Consider the following 16984-nt stretch of genomic DNA (forward strand, 5'->3'; position numbering starts at 1 on the left):
GATCAGGCCGTGGTCTCGGATCCCATTATCGGCAGCGGTCCACCGCCATCGTGCGATTCGGCGGCGAGCCCTACCAACGACACCAAGTTGATATCGCCGACCATGACTTCGGCGAGGGTGCCATTGGCGTGCCATCGCGGCAAGGCCAGTGATATGCAGAAGTCCTCGGTCGCGCGCGAAACATAGATGCTCGAAAGATAACTGCGTTGCCCGCGGCGCAATTCCCGGAAATAGGTTCGATCGGCCCGATTCATTCCTTCCCCGCCGCGCTTGATCAACCCGCGCATGCCGGGGTTGAGCCAGTTCGCACCCTGCTGGATGCCGCGCGCATCGAGGCGGAACACCAGTTCGAAAGCCGAATAGCGTCCGAACCATTGATCCACGGCGTCGGCATCGCCTGTATGCGGGAATGTGGCCAAGGCGTTCTCGAGCGCGTGACGCCAGGCTGCAAGCCCGAGTACACGCGGCATTTCAGTCACGACCGGCGGCGTGCCTTCTGTCACGATCACGCTGCCAAGACGATCCTTGGCGGCGCGTTTGAGTTGGGCGGCACGGGTACTCGCCATCACGCTATCGCTCATTGGTCCGGTCCGGCCGTTTACCACGACGACCGATAAGGTGGCCACGGGGTGGTACTGTCCGTCCTGGGTACCGAAATAACCTAGATCAAGATCGCTTTCGTCATACAGATGGGGGGCAAGTTCATGGAAACGGTCGATCAGCCAGCGCAGACGCGCATCAAGCCCCGGCGCCCTGGCGGGCGCAACCAACAGAAAGTCGTCGCCGCCAATATGCCCCAGCTCCGCTTCCGGCAAGCCGTCGAATCCCTTGCGCAGGATTTCGGCAAGCACCTTGATCATGGCGTCCCCGCGGACGAAGCCGTAGCGGTCGTTGAACGCCTTGAAATGATCGAGGTCCAGATATACCAACTGCAAGGCCTCGCCACCGGCGAGCCGCTGTTCTATCAGGCTACGCAATACTGGCCCGGTCGGCAGGCCACTCAATGGGTGTACGCTGGGTGGCAGCCGGACGTTCAGCAAATGGTCAAGCACACCAAGCAAAACCAGGGTACCCATGTAACGGCCATTGTCGTCCACCACGACCCAGGGTTGCGCGCGCCCCCCCGTCTCGTAGAGCCGCCTCAGCAGGCTGTGCGCATTCACGCGGGCGCTCAATATCTGTTCGAGCGGATGGATATGCCGCCCGACCGCCTCCCAGGCCGGTGCCGTCAGAATGCGCCTGGAAAGAAAACCCAGAGGCCGGCCCTGCTCCAGCACGATGATATGTTCGAGCGCGGTATTGCGCATAAATGCCTGCCGTGCCGCCACCATCTCGGCACCGATCGACACCGTCTCGCCATGGCTCAGGAAATCGCCCAGTCGCACCAGAGGCCGCATTTGGCGGTTGCGCCCCTGAGACAGGACAGGTAGCGCCGCCGCATCCGCCAAGCCCGGCATCGGGCGCGCAAAATAGTAGCCTTGGGCATACCCGACCCCAAGATCGCGGCACAGCTCGACATCCTCGACGTTCTCAAGGCCCTCGGCGATGGAAACACAACCCAACCGTTGCGCCATCGATATCAGCGCCTCAAGTACGCCAACGCGCATTCGGCTGTTGTGCACGCCGTGCACCAAGGCTCGGTCGATCTTGACGAAATCGGGACGCAACGTCGCCAACAGGTTGAGGCCGCTGTAACCCGATCCGATATCGTCCAGGGCGATTCTGAAACCCATCGCCTTGAGACGGTCGCAGGCGGTCGCCAGCGCCTCTGGGTCTTCCACCTGCTCGCTCTCCACGACCTCGATGACTACCTCATGCGGCGGTACACCGAGATCCTGCATCAGCCCGAAAGATGGATGAGCCGCGAAATCGCTTTGCAGCAGACTGTTCGGCATGGCGTTGATGAAGATCGGCATGCCCTGCGGCAATAGCCTTTTCTTGACGGAAAGCGCGCTGGCCTGGCAGACCAAGTCGAAATCGGTCAGACGCCCGGCACGACGTGCGATGGAAAACGCCTCGCCACCGCCCAGGCGGCCGGCCGCGCCAAGATCGACACGGCACAAGGCCTCATAAGCGAATATCCTGCCTGTCTGGTTGAGGTCGACGATCGGCTGGATGTCGCTGCAGATACCGTCATTGAGTTCGCCATTGATCCAAGAATGATGGATACGTGCATGCAAGGCCTCCATGGGCGTGAGCCTGCGCAGCAGCTCCACCATGGGCAAGGCTGCCGTCGGGTCGTCCAGCTCGAGCGCCAGAACGCCGGCGCGGGCTGTCTCGGGCAGCGTCAACAACAATCGATCGAGAAGATCCGCCAGATCGTCCGCCGCATGATCGAATATCCATATACCGGCATCGTCGTCCAACGGCTCGCCCCAGGCATGCCACTCACCGGGCACGGATCGGTCTCCCGCCCTGACCAGCAAATGAGCCCGGCTACGATGTTTCATGACAGCCCGTGATATCGATGACGCAAAAATAAAGGCATTATTTATACCAGCCCGCATGACCGCCCTGCGCGCGCCCCATAGGGGTGCGTGGCGCGCCGATCGACCTCATCAATCGATTCGCCTCCTCCTGGCGCGCGCGCTATCGGACCAGTTCGCACCAATACCGTGCATGGGTAGGCGCCACAGCAGGATCGCGCCGGACAGGAACAGTATCAAGATCGAAAGTATCGAAAGACGGGGATCATCGCTCACAAGTGCGGTCACCCCCATCAGCAAGGGGCCGATGACCGCGGCAAACTTGCCGAGCATATTGTAGAAGCCGAAAAATTCCCCGGATTTCTCGCTTGGGATCAGGCGCGCGTACAGCGCCCGGCTAAGACCCTGTACGCCACCCTGTACGAGACCTATCACGGCAGCAATGGCATAAAACTCCCAAGTGCTGTGCATAACGGCGGCCCATAGGGTCGCCAGCACATAGACGCCTATCCCGAACAAGATCGCGGTACGGGTGCCGATGCGCTCGCCGAGATAACCGAAGGCAATGGCGGCGGGAATTCCGACGAACTGCGTCAGCAACAGCGCGGCGATCAGTTGCTGACTGCCGAATCCCAACGACATCGCATAATTGACCGCCATGCGGATCACGGTATTGACGCCGTCGATGTACAACCAATAGGCCAGCAGGAAACCGCCGACCAGTTTGAGGCTGCGGATATGGCGCAGTGTTTCCAGCAACTGTCGCCATCCCGCCCGGGCGACTTTCCCCCAGCCCGCGACGGGGCTGCCTCCATCGGGTTCGGGCACGCGAAGCAACAACGGCATGCTGAATACGCCCCACCAAACAGCCGTCAACAGGAACGCACCCTTCACCGCCTCCGCCGCATCACTCAGCCCGAACCGGCTCGGCCAAAGTGTCAATGCGACACAAACCGCGAACAGCCCTCCGCCGCCGAGATAGCCAAGCCCGTATCCGAGCGAGGAGACGCGATCGTAGTCCCGCGGCTTGGCCACGGCCACGAGCAGGGCATCGTAGAAGATATTGGCGCCCATGTAGCCGATGACGGCAACGGTATACAACACGGCGGCATACTGCCAATGCCCGCCGCCCAAGAGAAACATCGAAGCCGTACCCGCGATGCCCAGCAGCGTGAACAGTGCAAGGAATCGCTTCTTGGTACGCCCGCGGTCCGCCATGGCGCCGAGTACCGGGGCCAGCAATGCGATCAGCAGGCTGGCTGTCGAATTGACCACTCCCAAATGGAAGGTGATCGTTTCCGAGGGCTGCCCTCGGCTCCAGTATTCACGGAAAAAAATGGGGAAAAAACCAGCCATGACGACCGTGGCGAACGCCGAATTGGCCCAATCATAGAGCGCCCAAGCGACAATGCCTCTCCCCTCGGGAAGATCCACCCTGCCAGGCACTCACATGCCTTGCTGGAGGTTGCCGAGCACCGAAAGCAGTGCGCGGTCCACCATAGAGGCGTCCTCGATGACGCGCGCTCTACCCTCGCGTATTTCGTGCGCAAGCCCGTGTGTATTCATCTCCGCAACCTTCACGCCCTGACGATTGACGAAGAAATACTTTCCACTAATCACACTTTTCCAGGAGAGTTTGATGCGGAGTTCGCGGCCTTCGCGATCGGTCCAGTCCAGCCAGGTGCCCTCCCCCATGGACTCGGCGCGGTCATAAAAATGATCCAGCGGACCCTCTTCGGTCAGTCTCGGCATGACGCTGCCCAGGAAGCGGCCTTCGTCGATCATCCGGTTGATTTGAGCAGCCTTGCGCGCCATGAACGATTGCGCATCGGGCAATTCTTCCTGATGCGCATCCGTCGGGTGGTCTTCCTTCGCTTCTGTTGCCACGCCTTGCGTCTCGCTGGACACCTCGGGCGGAGTCGTCGGTGTCGGCCTGTGAGCACGCGCCAGGCGGGTGTGCTCCACCGCCAGACAGTTCAACAGGCGCTCGCGCCCCGCCGGCGGCAGACGCAGGCGCTCCATGCCGTCACGCAGGGCCCGCAGCAGTGCGGGCAATGTCTCGAGCAGCTGCCGGCGTGCCGCTTCAGACTCCTTGGGCATCAGGCTCCAGACCAGGGTCGAAGCCACATTCAGCACGCGATCCCAGGTTGGAGAACCGGCACCCTCCAAACGATAGATGCCCGCCAACAGATTCGACCAAGGGCCTTTAAGAAAGGCCGCGGCCGGCTCCGGCAAGATCGCTTCACCGATGGTTTCATCGATAGCGGTCGCGGCTGCAGCCTTGGCGACCGCACGCGATTCCGCCTGGCGGGCCTCCCCAACGGCCTCTTCTTCACGAACAGATGAACGATGTTCCGATTGTTGCAGCCAGTCCTCGAATGTCTCGAGCACATCCGAAAACACCTGCACATTGTCCTCGAACTCGTCGATGACGCGGTCCACCAGACGCTGGATGCAGGGCAACAGGCCGTCATCCGGATCGTCTGCCTCTGGAGACCAACCGACGGCGGCGCGCGCCATCTGATTGAGCAGACGTCTGACCGGGTGCTGCCGACGCGTGAAGAACTCCGCATCGATAAGCGCCGCCTTGAGCACCGGGATCTGAAGTCTCGCAACGGCACCCTTTATCTCTCCCGGCAGGTCCGGATCTTCGAACAGGAAATCGAACAGCATGGCGACGACATCGATGGTCTTGTCCTCCATCGGCCGTATCACCGTTGCCATGCCAGCCGCGGTACCGCTTTCGATCAGCCCGCGCTTGAGCGCCTCGGTGTTGAGCGACAAACCGCCATCGACGAAGTACTGTCCTACCGCAGGCGCCACCTGCAGTCGGGACAAAGCCTCCACCACCGGCAATCGCGGGGCATAGCCTACGCCGCCTTGCCCGCCACCCGCCGGACCCGCGGCCGGGTAGGAAGCCGTGGCGCGTACCCCATTGCCGTACAGGAAATTGCGCAGCGCCTGCGCTATTTCGTCCTCGCGCTCGGCGCCTTGATCGATTGCTTCACCGGATCCGACCTCCGCATTCGGCGCGGCACCCCCCCGGGCATTCCGCGGGCGACGCGCCTGGCCATGGCCTGCATCTGCGCTGCTCAGGGTCGGCAGGATGCCGTTTTCACGCAGAATGACATTGATTCCGGCATAGAAATCGCCCAGCGTATTGATCACATCCTGATCGAAAAGCTTGTACAGCAGCAGGCGCGTATGGATATCGATTTCGAGAGCAGACGCGGCTTCCTGGAAGGCGCCGCAGATCACATCCGGCCCGATGGCGGCCACTTCGTCGACCGCAGGCGCGGACGTGCCGGCCATCGCTGCAAGACGCTGGCCGATCAGGTAGAGCGCCTCAGCGTAAAGCCGACGGGCCTTGGTTACCATGGCGTCTACGGCCAAACGCTCCTCAAGCTCGTCGGTCTCGATCAGGCTCAATTCGGCGTCCTGCGCATTGCGCTGCGCTTGTGGCGGTGGCGGCCTGCGATCGTTCAATGCCTGATCGAAACGCTTGAGAATCAGCGCGGCGAAATCCGCCTCCAGCGTCGGGCGCTTGAGGCGAATCTCGCGCATGGCGTCGAAGAAGGTGGCCTGCTGCTGGTTGCTTTCGGCTCGGTCTGCACGCGCGAACAGCGCATCGTCCACCTGTTCGAGCATGACATGCAGGCGCTGCGTCAGCCCCTTGCGGATCTGTTCCCTGATCCTGGCCGCCAATTGGCTGCGTTCAACCGCGCCCAGCCTGTTCCGCTGCGGGTCCAGTGAAACGACGTTCTCGGATCGAGATTGGCTCATGGTCCACCTATTCCGTCGCATCAAGCGAACGGCTGCCGAGGTCTGGCATATAAGACTATCGGTTGCCCCCATCACCAACCCTTGCACATCCGACGGACTGCTGCCGGGAGCCGACCAGCGGCTGCCCCTGCTCGCGGGTCGACAAACGCGTTAGAATCGCCGCCAGCCCAAATCCAAACGAGTTTCATCGATGTCCGTGTTCCCAGTTCGTCGACGCAGCACACCCGTCATAATCGGCAACGTCACCATCGGCGGTGACGCGCCCGTGGCGGTGCAGTCCATGACCAATACGGATACGGCCGACCCGGTACGCACGGCCATTCAGGTGGCCGAACTGGCGCGTGCCGGCTCGGAGCTCGTACGCATCACCGTGAATACCGAGGAAGCCGCTGCCGCCGTTCCTGACATACGCAACCGGCTCGACGCCATGGGCATCGACGTCCCCCTCGTGGGCGACTTCCATTTCAATGGGCATAAACTGCTGTCCAAATATCCGGATTGCGCCGCCACGCTGGCAAAATATCGTATCAACCCAGGCAACGTCGGGCGTGGCAGCAAGCGCGACACGCAATTCGCACAGATGATCGAACTCGCCTGTCGATATGACAAGCCGGTTCGCATCGGCGTCAACTGGGGATCGCTCGACCAGGATCTGCTGGCGCGCAAGCTGGACGAAAACGCCCGGCTTGCGCGCCCGCTGCCCCTCGAAACCATCACCCACGAGGCCCTCCTCGCCTCCGCGCTCGACAGTGCTGCGCGCGCAGAGGCGCTGGGGCTTGCGCACGACCGCATCATTCTTTCCTGCAAGCTCTCCGGCGTGCCGGATCTGATACGCGCCTATCGCGATCTGGCCGGACGCTGCGATTATCCGCTTCACATGGGCCTTACCGAAGCCGGCATGGGCACCAAGGGCGTGGTGGCCTCAACGGCCGCGCTCTCGATTCTGCTCGCCGAAGGCATCGGCGACACCATCCGCATCTCCCTCACGCCCGCACCGGGTGGCGAGCGCACAGAAGAAGTCATCGTCGCCCAGGAGATACTGCAGTCCCTCGGGCTACGCGCGTTTTCGCCGCGAGTCGTCGCCTGCCCCGGCTGTGGGCGCACTTCGAGCAGTTATTTTCAGGAACTGGCCGAATCCATTCAGGCCTATCTGCGCGAGCAAATGCCGGGCTGGAGGTCGCGTCATCCAGGAGTCGAATCCATGTCGGTCGCGGTAATGGGCTGCGTGGTCAACGGACCCGGCGAAAGTCGGCATGCGAACATCGGCATCAGCCTGCCCGGCACCGGCGAGACGCCCGTCGCCCCGGTTTATGTGGACGGCGAGAAAACCGTGACCCTCAAGGGGGAGCGTATCGCCGAGGAATTCCAGGCTCTGGTCACGGAATACGTCCAGACGCGCTACCCGCAGGCATCGCCATCCGAAGACCCTCTTTGCGCACCCGCCTCGACACGCTAGCGTTTGCCGCCAACGGTCCGCATGCGAGTGGAATTTTCCGTGCCGCGAATGGTCCTAGAGTCGCCTCGTAACGGATAGACAATGCTGCTGGGCAGCGACTCCAGGAAAACATGGCATTCATTCCAGGCTTAACTGCCCGCTACCGATCGACCCGCAAACACGCGCAGCGAATGACGTTGTGCGGCACGCTGTGCTGCATGCTAGCCGGCCAGGCGGCCTTCGCGGCCGGCAGCACCCCGTCCGATCGACACTTCGATCACGATCACTATCTGATCCCCGGCTTCAGCGCCCATCTGATCGATACGGATATGCTGGTGTATCAGGATCTGCTGGCGGCCCGCCGCGCCGCACGGCGCCGCGATACCCTGCGCCTGCGAATTGCGCTCGCGGATGCGAACGGCCACTTGCTGCAGATGGCCACGCCGCCCGCCCTGGCCAGCCTGCGCGACCACATCGTCAGCGTGTCGGACGGGCTAAGGCGCGCCGCCGCCGGCCATGCCGCCCTACCCTGGGCGCCGCTGATCCAATCAATCCGTCGCCTCCCCATGCCCAATGCCGACCGTTCGGCCCGCAAACGACTTCTGTCAACGGCGGGACGGGGGCAGGCCCTGGCCGAAGCCGGTCGGTTCAAGGCCGCGCGCTTGCGTATTCATCGGCTTATTTCTGAAATCGAGATCACCGCCCACGTGTTCCCCATCGTACGGCTGCGCCGGGAAGTCCGCTCGGCCGTCGATGCGGCTTCCCACGGCGGTCCGCACTGGCAAGGGGCGAGCCAGGCCATCAAGCGCGCGATCCACGACACGCAGTGGCTGATTCGCCCCGCCGGTCGCGACATGATCCGCGCCTACGACGCCGCGGTCGCCGCCTATGCGGAATGGCCTCGGCAGTACGATGCCCGCCGCTCGCTCGGCCAGGCGAGCTGGTATCTGCAGCACGTATCAGCCATGCGCAGATTGGCCGACCGCTTCCGCAAGGTCGCAGATGAACATCCGCTGTCGTTATCTGACATAGCGCACCTGCAGCATCAACTGGCCTTGGGCATCCACCGCTCCCGCGACGCTTTGTCGCAGCATGTCGGCACCGCATCCGCGGGCTGAAGCCGGGACGATGGCACGGCGGCCCGCGCCATAGCCTGCGATTATTGGCGCCGCAGCAAAAAATGGTCTAGGAACCCTGCTTTATCAGCAGATCAAAATCCACCCAACATGGTCGCATGACCGCGCCGAATTGCACGCGCCCATGCACTTACGGCTGGTGAAATCTCGTCCTTGTATATTACAATATAAGGATAAGTCTATATATCGTACTTATAAGCGCAGAACCGTAATCGATAGAGCCTCGCTGAGGGTTCTGATGTCGATGTGTTAGACCCGCGACGCGGGTCTAACACGTTTAGGTAGGACGCCGCAGGATGTCGAGTCGTCACCAAGGCAACTCGCCGCACATGCGGTCAGGTTGTCGATTCAGACGCCGGCGGAGCATCGCCGGTGCGAGCGTCCGTCCATTCACTCGTGCAGGGAGAGAGGATCAAAAGATGTCCCGAGAGAAATTCCCAGGCGCACTTCGCTACCTAGCGCTGATGCCGCTCCTGTTCCTGGGGGGGTGCAGTACCCAACACTTCTGGCTGTTCAACCCCAAAGGGCCGATCAGCGAAACGGAATTGCACTACCTGATCCTCGATGTCGCCGTCATGCTCGTCATCATCATTCCGACGACATTGATGGTGATCTGGTTTCTCTGGCGCTATCGCAAAAATGCCAAGACCCAGGCTGCCTACGATCCCAACTGGACTCACTCCAACATACTCGAGGTGATTGTCTGGGGCGTGCCGGTAGTAATCGTGGCGATCCTGGGATACTACTCCTATGTCGGCATTCACGAGGTCAATCCCTACAACCCCACGATCCTCGCCTCCAAGGCACAGTCGGGTGCAGACCCGCTAGAAATCGATGTCGTCACCACCGACTGGCAATGGCTGTTCATCTACCCCAAACAGCACATCGCGGTTTCCAATGAGCTGGTCATCCCGACCCATACCAAAGTCGATTTCCGCCTGACCTCCACTTCGGTGACCAACAACTTCTTCATACCGCAGCTTGTCGGCCAGATCTACATCATGCCCGGCATGCGGACCAAGCAGAGCCTGCTCGCCGAACACGCCGGCGAATATCACGGCTTCTCGGCCTCGCTGAGCGGCGGCGGATTCGCCTGGATGAACTTCAAGACCAAGGCCGTCAGCCAATCGGACTTTGACACCTGGGTCGCAAAGGTCCAGCAAAGCGATACGCATATGAGCTATGCCGACTTCGAGAAATTCGCCCGCCCCACGGTCAACATCGGCGGCAAGACGACGTATTTCTCCAATGTGGAGCCGGGTCTGTTCACGCAGGTCATCAAGGCAGCCAAGGCGGGCAAGGTCTACCCGACGCCCAATGCACTGACTGAAAACATGCAGTCAGAAGAATTCTTGAAGCACTCCAACTAAGTCAGGAGGATCTCCGTAATGCTTGTCGATCTACAAGGACCATGGAACCCGTTATTCGGGCGCCTGGGCTTGCTGCTCGAGGTTCACTACAACAACCCGGTCCTCTTCTTCGCGTTTGAGCTGTCGGTCGTTGTCGGCGTGATTCTCCTGTTCTGGGCAACCTGTGCGCGCAAATGGGGTTATATCTGGCGCGAATGGCTCACCACCGTCGATCACAAGAAAATCGGCGTGATGTACATCGTCGTCGGACTCGTGATGATGTTCCGCGGCTTCTTCGACGCCCTGATGATCCGTTCGCAGCAGGCCATTGCCGTCGGACCCGATTCACCCGGCGTGCTGGGCGCGGCACACGGTTACCTGCCGCCCTACCACTTCGATCAGGTATTCACCGCCCACGGCATGATCATGATCCTAGTCGCGGCGACCCCGATCCTCGTCGGCATGATGAATATCATCGTGCCGCTGCAGATCGGCGCCCGCGACATGGCCTACCCCTACCTGAACGCGCTCGGCCTGTGGCTGACCGTGGTCAGCGCGGCCCTGGTCATGATCGCGCTGTTCATCGGCGACTTCTCGCATGCCGGTTGGGTGGGCCTCGCGCCATTGACCGAGCTGCCGTATAGCCCGGGCGTCGGCGTCGACTACTGGATCTGGTCCATACAGATCGGCAGTGTCGGCACGACCATGGGTGCCATCAACCTGATCGCAACCATCATCAAGATGCGCGCGCCGGGCATGACCTGGGGCCGCATCCCGGTGTTCACCTGGACCTCGATGGCCTCCAACATCATCGCCCTGACCTCGTTCCCGGTCCTCGGCGTGACGCTGGCCCTCCTGACCTTCGACCGCTACCTCGGCACCCACTTCTTCACCGTGGGACTGGGCGGCGACCTGATGATGTACACCAACCTGTTCTGGATCTGGGGCCATCCGGAGGTCTACTTCGTGGTCCTGCCGGCCTTCGGCATGCTTTCGGAGATCATCCCGACGTTTTCCGAAAAACCGCTGTTCGGCTACGTCACCATGGTGATTGCGTCGATGGCCATCGCGGCGGTTTCGTGGAGCGTGTGGCTGCACCACTTCTTCACCATGGGTGCCGGTCCCAACGTCAACGCTTACTTCAGCATCGCCACCATGCTTGTGGGCATCCCGACCGGCGTGAAGGTGTTCAACTGGGCATTCACCATGTACCGCTCGCGGATGCGCTTCGACACCCCCATGCTGTGGGCGATCGGCTCCGTGTTCCTGCTGATCTCCGGCGGCATGACCGGCATGATGCTGGCGGTGCCCGCGATCAACTACATCGTACACAACAGCGTGTTCGTGATCGCGCACTTCCACAACATGTTCCTGCTGATTGTCTATGCGGCGTTTGGTGCGGTGACGTACTGGTTCCCGAAGGTATTCGGCTTCACGCTCGACGAGCGCTGGGGCAAGCGTTTCTTCTGGTTCTTCACCGCCGGCACGCTGATGGTGTTCATTCCCATGTACACCCTCGGTTTCATGGGAATGACCCGTCGCCTGGACTACGTCAGCCACACCGCCTGGTGGCCGCTGCTCAACGCCGAAATGGTGGGTATCGGCCTGTACGCGATCTCCATCGCCTGCTTCGTCATGCAGCTTGCGGTCAGCATCCGCGATCGCGAGAAGAATGCGGTCGGCGCCGACGCCTGGGGCACCTCGCGCACGCTGGAATGGGCCACCCATTCGCCGGTGCCGTACTACAACTTCGCGGTCACGCCGATCATCCATGACCGTGACGAATGGGCCTGGCGTCGCAAGCATGGGCTGACCAGCCTGAAACCGGATCGCTACGTCGACATCCACATGCCTAAAAACACCGCGGTGCCGCTGGTGCTGGGCGTGCTGTCGCTGGCCTTCGGTTTCGCCATGGTCTGGCGCATCTGGTGGCTGGCCGCGATCAGCGCGATCGCCATGCTCCTGGTGATCATCTATCGCTCCTTCGACAAGGACACGGACTACATCATTCCGGCGTCCGACGTGGAGCGGATGGAAAAGGAGATGCTGGCGCGTGCCGAGCGTGTCGAGGGAAATGCGCCGGCGCCCGGCGGCGCTGCCGGCGGAGCCTATGCCTCGCCACAGGCACCCTCTAAGCGTCACCAAGGCGACTGATGCGGGAAACCCGGTCGGCGCCTTGGGCGTCGACCGACCGCCCGAATCCAAACGAACGTTTTTCGCTAGGAGTATCGATTCATGAGTTCACATTCCGCTGAGAGTGTCGATCCCGGCAAGGTCTCGCTTTGGGATTACGAGCATCACGGCCACGATCCGATCTCGACCCGGACCCTCGGTTTCTGGCTGTACATGCTCAGCGATGCCATGATCTTCGCGGCGCTGTTTGCCGCCTACGGCGTCTATGTGCGCAATGCCGCCGGCGGCCCCACCGAAGCCGACATCATCCACCCCATCTACGCCATGTGGGAAAGCGTGGTGGTCTTCACCAGCGTGTTCGCCTATGGCCTCGGCATGGCAGCGCTCAAGAAAGGCAATCGCGCCGGCGTCATCAACGGCCTACTGGCGGCCTTCGCGCTCGGCCTTGTATTCCTGGGCATGGAATACAAGGAATTTGCCGACCTCATCGCGGACGGCGCCGTGCCGCAGCGCAGCGGCTTCCTGTCGGCCTACTGGACCATCGTGCTGACCCACGGCCTGCACATGATCTTCGGCCTGCTGTGGATGCTCGTCATGCTGTTCCAGGTCATGCGCGAGGGCTTCACCCAGAACGTGGTCTACCGACTGATCAACCTGCGCCTGTTCTGGCACTTTCAGGCCATCATCTGGGTCTGCGTCTTCACGTTCGTTTATCTGAAGGGGGTGCTCTGATGTCGCACGGACACGACAATCCGCTCGATCATCCCGAGGTCCAGCTGGCCAGCCCGCGCGGCTACCTTGTCGGTTATGTTTTCGCACTGGCGATGATGATCCTTTCTCTGGGGCTGGTAAAAAGCCATGCGCTGCCGCCGGCGGGGCTCATGACCGTGCTCTCGATCATCGCCCTGGTGGTGATCCTGGCGCAGCTGTACTTCCTGTTCCACCTGGATCTGTCGGAAACCCAGATCTGGCACACGGTCGCCCTGGTGATGACCGTGCCATTGTTCATCATGGCTGTCGGCCTCACGATCTGGATGTTCTACACGCTGCACATGCGGACGATGATCCCGGGGCTGGGGTAACGCGCGCACTGGTTGTAGAATCGTCGGTTTTAACCGATGGACTACCACGTCATGAGCAATCCGACCGAAACGCAGCCAGCCGCCGATCCGAAACATGTCGTCGAGGGGGAAATGACCCTCACGGTGCGCATCATCGGACTCGGCATCGGCAGTCTGGTGCTGTTGGCCATTGTGCTGGGCATCTGGCGGGGGCTGGAAAGCCCCCTGCCACTCAAGGGCGCGATCGTCGACGGCCTGATGCTGTCGGAGGTCATCTTCGCCATCGCGCTGATCCTGCTCGGCAGCATCGTAGAGGGTTTCGGTTACGGGCTTTCGCTGGGCACCCGCTGGCCATATACCCGCAATATCGTCATCCTGATGCTGCGCGGCGACCCCGAGGCCGCCCATCGCGTACTGGCCACGGCGGTTGGACTGACGGCAGTGGCGCTCGCCGTCCTGCACCCCGACAAGATGACCTTTACCGGCGTCGGCCTGATCGTGATCACCGCCCTGTTCGGCATGGGTACGCTGTACGTCCTCGCCGGGCGGGCACCGGCCTTCGTCCACGGCACCCACGGCATGCTCGCCTACCTGGTATTCCTCAACTACCTGGTCGGACTCGCCTATCCGGGGATCGACTTGTTTGCCTACGTAAACGCCACCGTCGCGCTGCACGCCCTGCTGTTCACGATTTTTATGGGCGGCATGGTCACCGGCCAACGTGGCTTCGGGCAGGCCATCGAACCCTTTCTACACCCCAGGAAGACGGCGCACTGGATCTTCGTCGTCCATGGCTTCGCGGCGATGTTGGTACTGGGAACCCTCGGCTGGATGAGCGCGGCCTACCCCGTCGCCTTCGGTCTGGCGGTATTCCAGGCAGCTGTCGGATTCTTCCTGTTCCATGCCGTCAACCTGAAACCCAAGACGCCCGGTGCGATCGTCGCCTTCCACCAGATGATGGTGTTACTCATCACCAGCGCCATCGTGTTGCAGTGGCATTACTGACTCTCAACCGCTGTGACGGCCCGAAAGGGCCGCGCAGTCCGGGGCGGCGACGTCACCCCGGGCCTACCCGAACGGTCCATTCACCATGAACGAAGTCGAACTTGATACTGGCGCACAGTCCGGCCTGCCCGGCGCCAAACCCAGCCTGATCGGCGACCTGCTCACCCTGGCCAAGGCCAGGGTGGTATCCCTGCTGGTTTTCACCGCCATCGTCGGCGAACTGCTCGCCCCCGAGTTCTGGCGGCACTGGAGCGGCGCCTTGGCGGGTCTGGCCGGCATCGCCCTAGCCGGCGGCGCGGGCGGCGTCCTCAACCAGCTGGTAGAACCCTCGCTGGACCAGCATATGCGCCGCACACGACGCCGGCCGCTGGTCAACGGCAGGATCACGAGAAACGGCGCCATCGTATATGCCGCGGCACTGTTTGCCGGCGCCGTGACCATCCTTGCCATTTGGACAAATCCCGCCACGCTGATCCTCACCCTGTTCGGAACCGTCGGCTACGGCGTGATCTACACGCTGTATCTGAAACCCAGCACACCCTGGAACATCGTCTGGGGCGGGCTCGCAGGCGCGCTGCCCCCGTTGATCGGCTGGACTGCGGTCGGTGCTTCGATCACCGCTCCGCTGCCCTGGTTGCTGGTCGCCCTGATCTTCGTCTGGACACCGGCGCATTTCTGGCCGCTAGCGCTGTATTTCCGCGAAGATTACGCCAAGGCCTGCATCCCCATGCTCCCGGTCACCCACGGGGTCGAACGCACGCGCGTCGAAATCGTCAAATACGCCGTGGCCACCATCGTCGTCAGCCTGCTGCCCGCCTTCTTCGGCGCCGGTCTGGCGTATGCCGCCGTGGCCGCCATCAGCGGTTTCTGGTACACCGGCCTCACCATCCGCCTCAAGCGGATGCCGGTAGACGGCGAAATGGACCGTTTCGCGCGCCGCGTGTTCAGCGCCTCGATCAGCTATCTGTTCATCCTCTATGCCGCACTGATCGGCGATCACCTGCTGCAGATGGCAGGCCTGTCGCTGTTCTGATGCCACACTCGCCTGCGGTGGTGGATATCCCCCGGCCTGGGTGATATCCACCACCCTTGCAACCGATCTCCCCCGGTCAACACGCCCTGCGCCGCGATGCGGCGTGGGCCAGCGCCATGGCATGGCCCTTGCTCCTCAGCAGGCACCGTCAAGCCATGGAGTCGCAAACAATGCTCGAAAACTCGCTCTCGGTTTTGCTGAGCAGACTGGATTTCGCATGGATCACCAGCATGCATATCCTGTATCCGCCACTGACCATCGGTCTTTCGCTGTTGCTGTTCGTCGCCGAATGGCGATGGGTCGGAAGCGGAGAGGAGCACTGGTACCGTCTCACGCGCTTCTTCGAAAAGCTGTTCATCATCAATTTCGGCGCCGGCGTCGCCACCGGCGTCACCATGGAAATGGCCTTCGGCATCCTTTACGGACCCTTCTCGCAGGCCGCCGGTCCCTTCTTCGGCAACATTCTCGGCTACGAGACCATCACGGCGTTCATGTACGAGGCCGGCTTCGTCGGACTGATGATTTTCGGCTGGGGCAAGATCGGCAAGCGCATGCACCTGTTCGCGACCTTCAACGTCATGCTTTCCTCGAGCCTGTCGGCGATGTGGATCCTGGTCGCCAATTCCTGGATGCAGACCCCGACCGGAGTCACGCTGAAAAACGGCATCTTCATGGTCGACAACTGGGTCAAGGCGATCCTGAACCCGGACTTTCTGCTGGCCTTCCCGCACATGTGGATCGCGGCGCTCGAACTCGCGCTGTTTTTCGTCGCCGGCATTTCGGCCTGGTATCTGCTCAAGCAGCGGCACGTCGCGCTGTTCCAGCGCGCACTCAAATATGCGCTGTTCGCGCTGGTGGTCGTGGCCCCGCTGCAGATATATCTCGGCGACGGACTCGGCCGCGTGGTCGCGCGTGATCAACCGGCCGCACTGGCGGCCCTGGAAGGCCATTACCACACCTACAATCCGGATGGTTCCGTCAACAGCGGCTGGCACATCGTCGCCTGGCCCAACGATACCGCGGGCAGGAACGACTTCGCCATCACGCTGCCGCACGTGCTCAGCCTGCTGGAAACGCACACCCTCAACGGCAAGGTCACGGGACTTGATCACTTCAAAGCCGATGACCGCCCGCCCGTGCTGATTCCGTTCTACGCCTTCCGCCTTATGGTGGCGATCGGCTTCTTCCTGTTCGCGGTCGCCCTGTGGGGTGCCTACCTGGCGCTCAAAGGCCGCCTGGGCAGCCAGGGCGCGCAACTGCCGCGCACCTTCCTGCGAGTCACGGTGTTCAGCGCCTTCCTGCCGTATGCCGCGGTGTGGACCGGGTGGTGGACACGCGAAATCGCGCGCCAGCCCTGGGTAGTCTACGGACTCATGCGGACCTCGGCCGGCGTCAGCAAGATGAGCGTCGGTGCCGAGGTGTTATGGCTGATCGGATTCATCATCTTCGAAATGATCGTGTGGGGCGGCGCCTGGTATTTCTTCGCCAAGGTGGTGCGCAAGGGACCCGACATGGACAGTCCGGTGATCGAAGGCGGCCACGAACATCTCGGCCACCTCGAACCGCCGCACGAAGGCCAGGAGCAGCCGGAATACCCGCGTCCCGCCTATTGAGCGCCCCGTC

The 16984-nt window shown here is 62.0% G+C and carries 12 protein-coding genes; 9 read left to right on the plus strand and 3 right to left on the minus strand.

Translation table 11 applies throughout. The features are described 5' to 3' along the window. Window positions 1–2: 2 nt before the first annotated feature. From THPRO_RS03260 to THPRO_RS03270, 3 genes are all read right to left on the minus strand, one after another. A complete protein-coding gene (locus THPRO_RS03260) occupies window positions 3–2399 on the minus strand; it encodes an EAL domain-containing protein (RefSeq protein ID WP_161489922.1) in 2397 nt (798 codons plus the stop codon). A gap of 159 nt (window positions 2400–2558) precedes the next feature. Then, complete coding sequence (locus THPRO_RS03265) at window positions 2559–3872, minus strand: MFS transporter (protein ID WP_330219977.1); 1314 nt, start codon at window positions 3870–3872, stop codon at window positions 2559–2561. Continuing rightward, window positions 3873–6209 carry a DUF1631 domain-containing protein gene (locus THPRO_RS03270; protein ID WP_038086635.1) on the minus strand — a complete coding sequence of 779 codons (2337 nt, stop codon included), beginning with the start codon at window positions 6207–6209 and terminating at the stop codon, window positions 3873–3875. 190 nt (window positions 6210–6399) lie between these two features. Between THPRO_RS03270 and ispG the strand changes: the two genes are divergently transcribed. From ispG to THPRO_RS03315, 9 genes are all read left to right on the plus strand, one after another. After that, window positions 6400–7665 carry a flavodoxin-dependent (E)-4-hydroxy-3-methylbut-2-enyl-diphosphate synthase gene (gene ispG, locus THPRO_RS03275; protein ID WP_065089207.1) on the plus strand — a complete coding sequence of 422 codons (1266 nt, stop codon included), beginning with the start codon at window positions 6400–6402 and terminating at the stop codon, window positions 7663–7665. A gap of 110 nt (window positions 7666–7775) precedes the next feature. Then, entirely contained in the window at window positions 7776–8762 is a 987-nt protein-coding gene (locus tag THPRO_RS03280) for a hypothetical protein (protein ID WP_145930676.1), read from the plus strand. Window positions 8763–9199: 437 nt separating this feature from the next. Next, on the plus strand, window positions 9200–10150 hold the full coding sequence (locus THPRO_RS03285; RefSeq protein ID WP_038086637.1) for a cytochrome ubiquinol oxidase subunit II: 951 nt from the start codon (window positions 9200–9202) through the stop codon (window positions 10148–10150). A gap of 18 nt (window positions 10151–10168) precedes the next feature. Continuing rightward, entirely contained in the window at window positions 10169–12283 is a 2115-nt protein-coding gene (locus tag THPRO_RS03290; protein WP_082954400.1) for a cbb3-type cytochrome c oxidase subunit I, read from the plus strand. Window positions 12284–12364: 81 nt separating this feature from the next. Further along, window positions 12365–12994: a cytochrome c oxidase subunit 3 gene (locus THPRO_RS03295; RefSeq protein ID WP_065089209.1), complete on the plus strand. Its 630-nt coding sequence runs from the start codon at window positions 12365–12367 to the stop codon at window positions 12992–12994. Next, a complete protein-coding gene (locus tag THPRO_RS03300) occupies window positions 12994–13344 on the plus strand; it encodes a cytochrome o ubiquinol oxidase subunit IV (RefSeq protein WP_038086638.1) in 351 nt (116 codons plus the stop codon). Before THPRO_RS03295 ends, THPRO_RS03300 begins: the two co-directional genes overlap by 1 nt. A 51-nt stretch (window positions 13345–13395) precedes the next feature. Next, window positions 13396–14328, plus strand: a complete 933-nt coding sequence (locus tag THPRO_RS03305) for a COX15/CtaA family protein (RefSeq protein ID WP_038086971.1) — start codon at window positions 13396–13398, stop codon at window positions 14326–14328. 85 nt (window positions 14329–14413) lie between these two features. Then, window positions 14414–15361, plus strand: a complete 948-nt coding sequence (locus THPRO_RS03310) for a heme o synthase (protein ID WP_038086639.1) — start codon at window positions 14414–14416, stop codon at window positions 15359–15361. A 170-nt stretch (window positions 15362–15531) separates the two neighbouring features. Beyond that, on the plus strand, window positions 15532–16974 hold the full coding sequence (locus THPRO_RS03315) for a cytochrome ubiquinol oxidase subunit I (protein ID WP_038086975.1): 1443 nt from the start codon (window positions 15532–15534) through the stop codon (window positions 16972–16974). Window positions 16975–16984: the final 10 nt, after the last annotated feature.

This window comes from Acidihalobacter prosperus (assembly GCF_000754095.2).
Taxonomy (GTDB): Bacteria; Pseudomonadota; Gammaproteobacteria; order DSM-5130; family Acidihalobacteraceae; genus Acidihalobacter; species Acidihalobacter prosperus.

Excerpts from the sequence above, each read along its gene's own strand:
- THPRO_RS03270 (WP_038086635.1), bottom strand. The coding sequence starts at position 6,209 with ATGAGCCAATCTCGATCCGAGAACGTCGTTTCACTGGACCCGCAGCGG.
- ispG (WP_065089207.1), top strand. The coding sequence starts at position 6,400 with ATGTCCGTGTTCCCAGTTCGTCGACGCAGCACACCCGTCATAATCGGC.
- THPRO_RS03310 (WP_038086639.1), top strand. The coding sequence starts at position 14,414 with ATGAACGAAGTCGAACTTGATACTGGCGCACAGTCCGGCCTGCCCGGC.
- THPRO_RS03285 (WP_038086637.1), top strand. The coding sequence starts at position 9,200 with ATGTCCCGAGAGAAATTCCCAGGCGCACTTCGCTACCTAGCGCTGATG.
- THPRO_RS03290 (WP_082954400.1), top strand. The coding sequence starts at position 10,169 with ATGCTTGTCGATCTACAAGGACCATGGAACCCGTTATTCGGGCGCCTG.
- THPRO_RS03280 (WP_145930676.1), top strand. The coding sequence starts at position 7,776 with ATGGCATTCATTCCAGGCTTAACTGCCCGCTACCGATCGACCCGCAAA.
- THPRO_RS03295 (WP_065089209.1), top strand. The coding sequence starts at position 12,365 with ATGAGTTCACATTCCGCTGAGAGTGTCGATCCCGGCAAGGTCTCGCTT.
- THPRO_RS03305 (WP_038086971.1), top strand. The coding sequence starts at position 13,396 with ATGAGCAATCCGACCGAAACGCAGCCAGCCGCCGATCCGAAACATGTC.
- THPRO_RS03315 (WP_038086975.1), top strand. The coding sequence starts at position 15,532 with ATGCTCGAAAACTCGCTCTCGGTTTTGCTGAGCAGACTGGATTTCGCA.
- THPRO_RS03300 (WP_038086638.1), top strand. The coding sequence starts at position 12,994 with ATGTCGCACGGACACGACAATCCGCTCGATCATCCCGAGGTCCAGCTG.